The organism is Catenulispora pinistramenti (genome assembly GCF_018274385.1).
GTDB classification, from domain to species: Bacteria; Actinomycetota; Actinomycetes; order Streptomycetales; family Catenulisporaceae; genus Catenulispora; species Catenulispora pinistramenti.
Genome location: NZ_JAAFYZ010000317.1, coordinates 1 through 9,465 on the forward strand (window position 1 = coordinate 1; position 9,465 = coordinate 9,465).

General features: G+C 69.9%; 9 protein-coding genes. 7 read left to right on the forward strand and 2 right to left on the reverse strand.

What is annotated here, in order from left to right:
• From KGQ19_RS45185 to KGQ19_RS51500, 5 genes are all read left to right on the forward strand, one after another.
• Window positions 1-470 (forward strand): peroxiredoxin (locus KGQ19_RS45185; RefSeq protein ID WP_212021221.1); only part of this gene is annotated, 470 nt, incomplete at its 5' end.
• Between the two features lie 40 nt (window positions 471-510).
• Window positions 511-1,008: an NUDIX hydrolase gene (locus KGQ19_RS45190; RefSeq protein WP_212021222.1), complete on the forward strand. Its 498-nt coding sequence runs from the start codon at window positions 511-513 to the stop codon at window positions 1,006-1,008.
• Window positions 1,009-1,049: 41 nt separating this feature from the next.
• Window positions 1,050-1,817, forward strand: a complete 768-nt coding sequence (locus KGQ19_RS45195) for an SIR2 family NAD-dependent protein deacylase (protein WP_212021223.1) — start codon at window positions 1,050-1,052, stop codon at window positions 1,815-1,817.
• A 44-nt stretch (window positions 1,818-1,861) separates the two neighbouring features.
• Complete coding sequence (locus tag KGQ19_RS45200) at window positions 1,862-2,740, forward strand: helix-turn-helix domain-containing protein (RefSeq protein WP_212021224.1); 879 nt, start codon at window positions 1,862-1,864, stop codon at window positions 2,738-2,740.
• A gap of 94 nt (window positions 2,741-2,834) precedes the next feature.
• Window positions 2,835-4,685, forward strand: a complete 1,851-nt coding sequence (locus tag KGQ19_RS51500; RefSeq protein ID WP_212021225.1) for a glycoside hydrolase family 35 protein — start codon at window positions 2,835-2,837, stop codon at window positions 4,683-4,685.
• Window positions 4,686-4,712: 27 nt separating this feature from the next.
• Here the strand turns inward: KGQ19_RS51500 and KGQ19_RS45210 are convergent, their stop codons facing one another.
• Entirely contained in the window at window positions 4,713-5,603 is an 891-nt protein-coding gene (locus tag KGQ19_RS45210; RefSeq protein WP_212021233.1) for an ABC transporter permease, read from the reverse strand.
• Window positions 5,600-6,553 carry an ABC transporter ATP-binding protein gene (locus KGQ19_RS45215; RefSeq protein WP_212021235.1) on the reverse strand — a complete coding sequence of 318 codons (954 nt, stop codon included), beginning with the start codon at window positions 6,551-6,553 and terminating at the stop codon, window positions 5,600-5,602. Before KGQ19_RS45215 ends, KGQ19_RS45210 begins: the two co-directional genes overlap by 4 nt.
• Before the next feature lie 134 nt (window positions 6,554-6,687).
• On the opposite strand from KGQ19_RS45215, the gene KGQ19_RS45220 reads away from it, so the two are divergent.
• Together KGQ19_RS45220 and KGQ19_RS45225 are read left to right on the forward strand one after the other, a co-directional pair.
• Window positions 6,688-8,031, forward strand: a complete 1,344-nt coding sequence (locus tag KGQ19_RS45220) for a sensor histidine kinase (protein ID WP_212021237.1) — start codon at window positions 6,688-6,690, stop codon at window positions 8,029-8,031.
• Complete coding sequence (locus tag KGQ19_RS45225) at window positions 8,028-8,741, forward strand: response regulator (protein WP_212021239.1); 714 nt, start codon at window positions 8,028-8,030, stop codon at window positions 8,739-8,741. Before KGQ19_RS45220 ends, KGQ19_RS45225 begins: the two co-directional genes overlap by 4 nt.
• Window positions 8,742-9,465 lie beyond the last annotated feature (724 nt).

The window sequence follows — 9,465 nt, forward strand, 5'->3', positions numbered from 1 at the left end:
CCCCCGAGATCGGCGCCCCGGCCCCCGACTTCACCCTGCCGGGCGCGGTCCTGGCCGGCGCCGAGGTCGAGCGCCGCGACTTCACGCTGTCCGCGCACCGCGGCAAGCCGATCGTCCTGGCCTTCTACCCCGGCGACGACACGCCGGTGTGCACCAAGCAGATGTGCTCGTACTCCAACGAGCTGGAGAAGTTCACCGGGATCGGGGCGGAGGTCTGGGGCATCAGTCCGCAGGATCTGGACAGCCATGAGAAGTTCGCGCTGAAGCACGGGTTGCAGATGCCGTTGCTCGCCGACCCCGACAAGACCGTGATCCGGCAGTACGGCATCGCGCTGAAGGGCCTGGGTCTGAAGCGGTCGGTGTTCCTGATCGACGCCGAGGGCGTGCTGCGCTGGAAGCACGTGGCGACCTTCGGCTTGATGTTCCAGTCCGTCGCGACGCTGACCGAGCAGATCGGCGCCCTGGCCTGAGGCCGCACCCCTGCCTGAGGCGGCAACTATTCTGAGGAGCATGTCGCTGCCCGTAGGCCCCTACGCCCGCCACACTGCCCGCGTCCTGCTGGTGAACAAGGAGGACCGCCTGCTGCTGTTCAAGTTCGGCAGCCGCCGGCGGGACTTCGTCTGGCTGACCCCGGGCGGCGGCATCGACGAAGGCGAGACTCTCAACGCCGCGGCGGCCCGCGAGCTGCACGAGGAGACCGGTCTGATGGTGGCCCCCGAAGAACTCGGCAACCTGGTCGCCGCCGCCGGCGGCCACGCCGACCTCGGCTGGGTCAAGGGAATCCTGCGCGAGGACTACTTCTTCCACCGCGTGGATTCACTCGACATCGACATGAGCGGCTTCACCGACTACGAGCGCGAGTCCATCGCCGAGCACCGTTGGTGGTCGGTCGCGGACCTGGAAGCCACCGACGAGAACATCGCGCCGTGGGGTCTGGCACCGCTGCTGGCCTCGATCCTGCGCGACGGTCCGCCGCAAAACCTGGTCGAGCTCCCGTGGCATCACTGACTCTGCTTGCCCGCACCCTGCCGTGCTCCCATGCTTTAGGCATGACCACCGAATGGCGCGGCAACAAGGGTCCGATCGGCGTCCTGACCGGTGCGGGCATCAGCACCGACTCCGGTATCCCGGACTTCCGGGGGCCCAGGGGCGTGTGGACGAAGGACCCGATCGCCGAACTGCTGTCGACCTACGACGCCTACGTCTGCGACCCCGAACTGCGGGTACGGTCCTGGCAGGCCCGGCGGGACAACCCGGCGTGGCAGGCGGAGCCGAACGCGGCGCACAAGGCGCTCGCGGAGCTGGAGCACTCCGGCCGCGCGGTCCGGATCATCACGCAGAACATCGACCGGCTGCACCAGCGCGGCGGATCGACGCCGGGCAAGGTCATCGAGATCCACGGGAACATGTTCGACGTGGTCTGCATCGGTTCGGGCTGCACCTATCACTCCACGATGGAGGAGACGCTGGAGCGGGTCGCGGCCGGCGAGCCGGACCCGGCGTGCCCGGTGTGCGGCGACATCCTGAAGGCCGCGACCATCATGTTCGGCCAGAACCTGGACCCGCGGAGCCTGTGGCAGGCCGAGCAGGTGGCCGAGAACTCCACGGTCTTCCTGGCCATCGGCAGCTCGCTCCAGGTCCAGCCCGCCGCGTCGATGTGCGAGGTGGCGGTGGGTCACGGCGCGGACCTGGTCATCGTCAACAACGAGCCGACCCCGTACGACCACCTCGCCACCGAGGTGATCCGCGACCCGATCGGCGAGGCGGTCCCGCGGATCGTCGCCGAGCTGATCGCCGCCGGGGAATCCGCACGTTAACCGTGGATTGACGCGAGGTTGCGCACCGGCGGAGCATGTGAGGCGTGAACGCGCCCCGGGACGACGATCCGGCCGCCGCCTGGGAGGAACCCTGGCAGCCGCCGGTGTCGGAGTACGCGGTCTACATGACCCCGGCCGAGGAGCACCGCCGCCTGGGCCTGGCCCTGTACGGCGCGGGCTGGCACACCATCGCCGAGCACGGCATCCGCTGGGACGCGCGGGTCCTGAACTGCTACGCGCTGCACCTGGTGACCCGCGGCTCGGGCTGGATCGAGTGGGGCGACCGCCCGCGCACCCGACTGCCGATCAAGGCCCCGGCAGCTTTCTGGCTGTTCCCCGGCCTCGTGCACTCCTACCAGCCGGACGTCGGCGGCTGGACCATCACCTGGGCCCTGTTCGACGGCCCGGCGGCGGCCGGCTACGAAAGCCTCGACTTCCTGTCCCGCACCTCGCCGGTGGTCCCGCTCGGTGACGCGCGCCCGGTCCGCGAGCTGTTCCGCGAACTGCTCACCGTGGTCCGCACCGCCGGGCCGCACTACGAGGTGTCGTCGGGAATCCTCATCCACCGCCTGATCACCGCGGTCCGCGACAACGGCCCGGGGCTGCGCGAATCGCGGGCCGTCCGGGCCCTCACCGAACACGCCACCGATCCGGTCGCGCTCCAGGACCACGCCACCCGGCTCGGGCTGACGGTCACGCAGCTGCGTGAGGAAGTGCGGCTGGCCACCGGATCGACGCCGAAGGAGTACATCCTGCGGGTGCGGTTGTCGAAGGCGAAGGACCTGCTGGCCGCGACGGACCAGAGCGTCGTGCAGGTGGCGCGCGCTGTCGGCTACGACGATCCGGCGTACTTCACGCGGTTGTTCACGCAGCGGGTCGGGTTGTCGCCGACGATGTTCCGGCGCGGTTCGCTGTCCGGGTGAGGCGCGCGCCGCGGCGGATCGCGGCGACAAATATCCAAGAACGCCTCACCAAGATCCATGGTGGCGCACCCGCCCGCGCCTCGATCATCGCAGGGTGGCACAAGAGCGCGTACTGACCATCGAGTCCATCGAGTCCATCGAGTCCGGCGGCAGGTTCCTGCGAGGCGGCCTGGAGCACCGGATCGTCTCGGCGGCGATCCACTATTTCCGGGTGCATCCGCGACTGTGGCGGGACCGGCTGGAGCGGTTGCGGGCCATGGGCTGCAACACCATCGAGGTCTACATCGCGTGGAACTTCCATCAGGGCGAGCCGGGTCCGGCCCGCTTCGACGGCTGGCGGGACGTCGCCGGCTTCGTGCGGCTGGCCGACGAGGTGGGGCTCGACGTGATCGTGCGTCCGGGCCCTTACATCTGCGCGGAGTGGGACTTCGGCGGGCTGCCGGCGTGGCTGCTGGCCGATGAGAACGTGCGGCTGCGCACCACCGATCCGACGTACCTGGCGGCCGTGGACGCCTGGTTCGACCAGCTGATCCCGGTGCTGGCGGACCTGCAGGCGACGCGTGGCGGCCCGATCGTGGCGCTGCAGATCGAGAACGAGTACGGCAGCTTCGGCGCCGACCCGGAATACCTCGGCCACCTTCGCAAGGGCCTGATAGAGCGCGGGGTGGACACTCTGCTGTTCACCGCCGACGGTCCGCAGGATCTGATGCTGGCCGGCGGCTCGCTGCCGGACGTGCTGGCCACCGTGAACTTCGGCTCGCACGCCGCCGAGGGCTTCGCGGGCCTGCGCCGCTTCCGCCCGGACGATCCGCAGGTCTGCATGGAGTACTGGAACGGTTGGTTCGACCACTTCGGCGAGGGGCACCACACCCGCACCCCCGAGGACGCCGCGCAGACTCTGGACCAGATCCTGGCCGCGGGCGCCTCGGTCAACCTCTACATGGGCCACGGCGGCACCAACTTCGGATTCTGGGCCGGCGCCAACCACTCCGGCCTGCTCGCCGGCGATCCGGGATATCAGCCCACGATCACCAGCTACGACTACGACGCCCCGGTCGGCGAGGCCGGGGAGCTGACGCCGAAGTTCCATCTGTTCCGCGAGGTCATCGGCCGCCATGTCGAGCTCCCGGACGCCGAGCCGCCCGCCCCGTTGCCACGAGCGAAGCCGCAAACCGTTACGGCGCCCCGGATCGCGGCGCTGCGGGACCACGTGGACCTGCTGGCGCCGGACCCGGTCCGGCGCCCGACCCCGGAGCCGATCGAAAAGCTCGGCCACGCCTTCGGCCTGGTCCACTACCGCCGCCGCCTCGACGGCCCCGCGCGCACCCACACGCTGCGGATCGAGGGCGTCCGCGACCTCGCGCAGGTCTTCGCGGACGGCAAGCTGCTCGGGATGTTGGAGCGTGACAGACCTGAGCAGACCTTGGATCTCCAGATCCCGGACGGGGGCCTGGATCTGGAGATCCTGGTCGAGCCGCTCGGCCGGGTGAACTACGGGCCGCACCTGGCCGACCGCAAGGGCCTGGTCGGCGGGGTGCGGCTGGACCACCAGTTCCAGTTCGGCTGGGAGCAGCGGGTGCTGCCGCTCGACGATCTGGCGGGGCTGCCCACCGCCCAGAATCAGGACCCTGCGGCGGGCAGCACAGCGGGCCCCGTGTTCCACCGGGCCGCCGTCGTCCTCCCCGAGCCGGCTGACGGGTTCCTCGCCGTCCCCTCCACGGCGCGGAGCCTGGTCTGGCTCAACGGATTCCTGCTCGGCCGGTTGTGGAACCGGGGCCCCCAGGTCACCCTCTACGCCCCGGCCCCCCTGTGGCGCGCCGGCGAGAACGAGATCCTGGTGCTGGCCCTGGAACCGGAGCCCGGTTCGCAGAGCCTTGAGGTAGAGCTGCGCGACACCCCCGATCTCGGACCAGTCGCGACGCCCTACACCCACGCGGATTACTGACCCGCGGGCAAGTCAGAACCGGCCGCGTCAGGCGTCCCGCTTCTTCACGACCACCATCGCCACCACGATCGAGATCACGGCCCAGCCCGCGTACACCAGCCAGGCGTGCGTGTGGCCGGCCGGCCACTTGCCCATGGTCTGATACGGGTCCTTGTGCCAGAACGCGAGCGTTTGCTCGGCGTCATCGGGGAACAGATGGCGGACCTCCACCACCCAGCGGTACTTGTCGCCGCCGAAGAAGGCCGGCAGCAGGAACAGGAAGGCGACCACGGCCACGATCGAGGCCGTGGCGTTGCGGATCAGCGCGCCGAACAGCATGCCGATCAGCGCGCAGACCGGGACCACAAGGGTGTAGGCGGCGATGGCGATCTGGGCGTCGGGGTCGGTGATCGACAGCCCGACGTGCCGACTGGCCACCATCGCCTGTCCGCCGAGGAACGAGACCAGCGCGACGACGAACGCCAGCACCGTGGTGATCGTGCAGAGCACCGTGATCTTCGCCGCGACCACGCCCCCGCGCTTCGGGACCGCGGCGAACGTGGTGCGGACCTGCCCGGTGGAGAACTCGCCGAACATCGTCAAGGCGCCGATCGCCGCGCCGCCCAGCATCATCAGCTGCACCGCGATGCGGGACAGGGAACGGAAAAGCGGGTTGTAGACGAAGTGCCACACCGTGCCGTCCGGCAAGACCTGCGTGGGATGCGCGAGATCGTTGTCCAGATACTGAATATCCGAGCGGACCCCGTTCAGGTTGATGAAGACGGTAGCGGCCGCCGCCACGAGCAGCACCAGCCAGGTGGAGCGCAGCGAGGCGACCTTGATCCACTCCATCCGGCACAGATCGCGGAAGCGCGGCTTGGGCTCGTTGGGGAGCGGGACGGAGGTCTTCGATACGGCGGTCGTCGTCATGGTGCTCATCGGGCTTCTCCTGCGGCGTATTCGACGGCGTCGGCGGTCAGTTCCATGAACGCCTTCTCCAGCGAGGCGTTCTGGGTGGCCAACTCGGCCAGCATGATGTTGTTGCGCCAGGCCAGTTCGCCGATCTTCGGGGCGGGCAGGCCGACGACGGCCAGGCCGCCGGCGTCACCGTCGGCGTCGGCGTCATCATCGGCAGCACTGTCGGCGGCGGCCGGCTGGACGTCGGCACCTTCGGCGGTGAGGATCGCGGCCAGCGCCGCGGCCTCCGGCGTCCGCACCAGCACCGTGGCCTGCGAGCCCCGCCGGGAGAACTCGGACAGCGTCTCGTCGGCGATCAAGTGCCCGCGCCCGATCACCACCAGGCGCTCGGCGGTGTGCTCCATCTCGGACATCAGGTGGCTGGAGACGAACACCGTCCGCCCCTCCTTGGCCAGCCGCTGGAACATCTCGCGCACCCAGCGCACGCCCTCGGGGTCCAGGCCGTTCAGCGGTTCGTCGAACAGCAGCACCGGCGGGTCGCCGAGCAGCGCGCCGGCGATGCCCAGGCGCTGCTTCATGCCCAGCGAGTAGCCGCCGATCCGCTTGCGTCCGGCTTCGGCCAGCCCGACTTCCTCCAGCACCTCCCCGACCCGGCGCAGCGGGATCCGGTTGCTGACGGCCAGCGACTTCAGGTGCGCCACGGCCGAGCGTCCGCCGTGGATGTCCTGCGCGTCCAGCAGCGCGCCGACGTGGCGAAGCCCGCGCGGCCGGTCGGTGAAGGGGTGGCCGTCGACGGTGACCGCGCCGGAACTGGGCGCGTTCAAGCCGAGGATCAGCCGCAGGGTCGTCGACTTGCCGGAGCCGTTGGGGCCCAGGAAGCCGGTCACCGTCCCGGATCGGACGGTCACGGTCAGGTGGTCCACGGCCGTCTTGTCGCCGTAGCGCTTGGTGAGGTCAGTCAGCTCGATCACGGGATTCAGACTGGCGGGACAGCGGATAGTCGGGCATCGGCCCGGGAGCCAAATGCGATCGTCCGATGGTGGCCTACGGGAGTAGGCCCTGGAGCCGATGCGGGTATCCCCGGCGGCTGTCTACGATCTTGGGCATGGAGAAGACGCGACGCGGCCTGTGGGTGGTAGACGGCCTGCTGGTGGCCGGCTACCTCGGGCTGATCGCGATGACCATGCCGTATCTGCGGCCTTACACGCGATTCACGCCCTACCCCGACGGCCTGCCCGGCGGCCCGATGGGCTGGATCGTGCAGCCGGGCGGGTACCTGGTCCAGCAGAACTACCAGGCCAACGGCTGGCAGCGCGAGCTTCCGGCACTGTGCATAGTGGTCTTGCTGCCCATGGTCCGCCGCCGACCGTTGTTCTTCGCCACCGCTATTGGAGTCGCGCAGCTATTGGTCGCGACCGTGCACGCCCCGGGCGACGCCCGCTACACCATCCTCATCGCGGCCGACATCTGCCTGGTCCCCATCGCGCTGGCCTGGCGACGGCGCACCTCGATCAAGGCCGCGGGCCTGATCGCGACCGGCGGCACCATCTCCATGGCCGCCTTCACCCCGGGCTCCGCGCAGCTGATGCCGACGCACATCGTGGTGGTCTCCCTGCTGACCCTGGTGGCCTGGCTGCTCGGCAGCTCGACCCGGGAGCGCCGGGCCGGGGCCGTCCGGCAGCGCGCCGACGCCGCGGTCCAAGCGGTGGCCATCGAGCGGCTGCGCATCGCCCGCGAGCTGCACGACATGATCGCGCACAGCATCGGCATCATCGCGATCCAGGCCGGGATGGGGAACCGGGTGATCGGCACCCAGCCGGCCGAAGCGCGGAAGGCGCTCCAGGCGATCGAGGACACCAGCCGGGACACCCTGTCCCAGCTGCGCCGCACCCTGACCGCGCTGCGCCGGGACGAGAACGCCGAGACCCCGAGCGACCCGGCGCCGGGCCTGGCCGACCTGGACCAGCTGGTCGCCTCGACGAAGCACGCGGGGGTGCTGGCGATCGTGGAGACCACGGGGATGCCCAGACCGCTGCCCGGCGAGGTCGACCTGGCGGCGTACCGGATCATCCAGGAGTCGGTGACCAACGTGGTGCGCCACTCCGGGGCCCGGACCTGCCGGGTCCGGATCGAGTACCAGGACAGCGCGGTGGCCATCACCGTCGCCGACGACGGCCATGGCGTGCTGGGCTCCGGCGGCACCGGCTTCGGCCTGGTCGGTATGCGCGAGCGGGTGAGCCTGGTGCACGGCACGTTCACCGCCGGGCCCCGCCACGGCGGCGGGTTCCTGGTGAGCGCCACGCTGCCGGTGCCGGGCGGGTTCGGGACCGTGTACGCCGGCTCGGCGAAGGAGAACGCGACCGTCGAGACCGAGCAGCGGCCTGACATCGATCGCCCCCTCCCCCAGGCGCTCCCGACACCCGACCCGAATCCGGCGGTGACCCCATGATCCCAGAGGCCTCAGTGATCCCAGACCCCGCGCCGAGCCCCATCCGGGTGATCCTGGCCGATGACCAACCGCTGATCCGGACCGGTCTGCGGGTACTGATCAACGACGCCCCGGACATCGAGGTGGTCGGCGAGGCCGGCACCGGCGCGGAGGCGGTCCGGCTGGCCGCCGCGCACACCCCGGACGTGGCCGTGATGGACATCCGGATGCCGGAGATGGACGGCATCGAGGCCACCCGGCGCATCACCGGGGCCGGCGACACCACCCGCGTCGTCATGCTCACCACCTTCGACGACGACGAGTACGTCTACGCCGCGCTACGAGCCGGCGCGAGCGGCTTCCTGGTCAAGGACATGGCCCTGGACTCGATCCTGGACGCGGTCCGGGTCGCGGCCTGCGGCGACGCGATCATCGCACCGAGCATCACCCGCAAGCTGATCGCCGAGTTCGTGGTCCGTCCCGACCCGGTCGGCGTCGCGGCGAACCGCGGGGACAAGGCCCTGCTGGGCGGCGTCACCGAGCGCGAGCGCGAGGTGCTGACGCTGGTCGGGCGCGGGCTGTCCAACGGCGAGATCGCCGAGCAGCTGTTCATCAGCGCGGCCACCGCCAAGGCACACGTGGCGCGGCTGTTCACCAAGCTCGGCGCGCGCGACCGGGTGCAGCTGGTCATCACGGCCTATGAGGCGGGCCTGGTCTCGACCTCGCACTGACCCGAGGCGCGCTGGCCCAAGGCGCGCTGGCCCAAGGCGTGCTGGCCCAAGGCGTGCTGTTCACAGGCCTCGCTGTTCACAAGCCGCGTGGTTCACAGGCCTCGCGGACTCAGTGGAGTTTGCGGTGAACTGGAGTTTGCGGGTCAGGTTGCTGTTGGCTTTTGGGTTTTAGAAGCTTTTTACGGCCTTCGGTCATAGTTGTACCGGTTCGGGGTTCGGGGCGGCAGGTGTGTTTGTCGGCTGCCGGTTCCCGCGTTCACAACCCCGCCCCACCTCAGGCCTCTTCAACTCCAGCAAGTTGGGACAAGGGCACAGGCCAGATCAAGAGCAAGATCAACGGCACAGGCAAGGTCAAGAGCTGAAGATCAAGATCAAGATCAAAAACTGTGATGAAGAGCCGGGCCTCCGGCGGGCCTCGACAACCTCAGGGAAACTAGCGCCAGTCCATCGGGTGGCCGAGCCAGTCTCAGCGGCGGCGGCCTGTGAGGTGGTGCGGTCCGTTCCCCACGGTCGCGTCGTCAGCCCGATGGGTACAGCACCGGCGTCCGGGGGTAAAGTCCGCGCGCTGCGGTTGGCGGTCTGAGCTGCGGTTTCACACAGCGCGAACTTGACCCCCGGCCACCGGCACTGTAGGCGAAGCCCTGCCGACGCGACCGAGGGGAACGAACCGAAAACCAGCCGGAGAAATACAAAACAGGGGGTGCGGGTACCGGCGGCTCGGCGA